General features: G+C 58.7%; 2 protein-coding genes. Both read left to right on the top strand.

The window, feature by feature from the left end; all coding sequences use genetic code 11:
* Nucleotides 1-438 (top strand): phosphatase PAP2 family protein (locus tag EGI20_RS18745; protein ID WP_498633207.1); only part of this gene is annotated, 438 nt, incomplete at its 5' end.
* A gap of 85 nt (nucleotides 439-523) precedes the next feature.
* Nucleotides 524-1097 (top strand): polysaccharide biosynthesis/export family protein (locus EGI20_RS18750; protein WP_498630615.1); only part of this gene is annotated, 574 nt, incomplete at its 3' end.

Here is a 1097-nt window from a genome sequence, read left to right on the forward strand (position 1 = left end):
GGCGACAGCAAGCTGCAGAACACCGGCTTTATTGCCCTCCAGTCGGCTGCAGTCGCGGCAGGTAGCAGCATGCTGCTCAAGCAAGCCTTTAACCGTGCACGACCGGATGAGGGTCAAGGCCACTGGAGCCGGCAAGATGCAGGCCAGTCACGTAGCGACAGCAGCTTTCCGTCCAACCATACTGCAGTAACATTTGGCGCCATCACACCATTTGCCGCCGAATACCGTGCACCCTGGCTATATGGTGTTGCCGGCATTGCCTCGCTCGGACGTACGGCCAAGGGCAAGCACTGGGTATCGGATGTTGCGGCCGGCGGCCTGCTCGGGTATGCGACAGGGAAATGGCTGTGGAGCGCACAGCGCGAGCGCGGCCGTTACCAGCCTATTTTCGACTTCGGCCCCGGTTACGCTGGCGTCAAAGTTGACGTCAGCTATTAACACCAGGCTTTCAAGCATAAAACAATACGATTTTCATCTTTGATTCGCGGCCTAGTAGGTCGCTCGCTTTAAAAGGGTTTTTTAGATGCAAAAAAAGCGACTCGCCATTCTGGCTGTCACGCTATCCATGGCATCCGCCCATGCGCTAACGCCGGAGCAAATCGCACTGGCCCGCCAGTACGGTGCCAGCGAGGCACAAATTCAGGCGGCTTCCGCCAGTGCTGCACAATCTGCGACCTCGCCTTCCGAAGCCGCACCAGCACTAGCCCCCACCATACAGCCGCGCACAACAGCTGCTACCGCCAGCAAGGCAGGCGAACCTTTCGGTTACAGCCTGTTTGCCGGCATGCCGACCAGCAATACCCCGCTTTCCGATTTACCGGTGCCAGACGACTATCTGATCGGCCCCGGTGACGAGCTGAAAATCCAGCTCTACGGCAAGGAAAATGCACTGCATACCTTGCGCGTCGGCCGTCAGGGCAATATCGACTTCCCCGGCCTAGGCCCGATTTATGTAGCCGGCAATAGCTACCAGCAAGTCGCCGTCGACCTGATCAGTCGCATCAAGTCGCAGATGCTGGGCGTAGACGTATTCGTCTCCATGGGTGCCCTGCGCATGATGCAGATCACCGTGACCGGCGAAGCCTTCAAGCCGGGCG

The sequence above is a fragment of the Aquitalea sp. S1-19 genome (genome assembly GCF_024343515.1).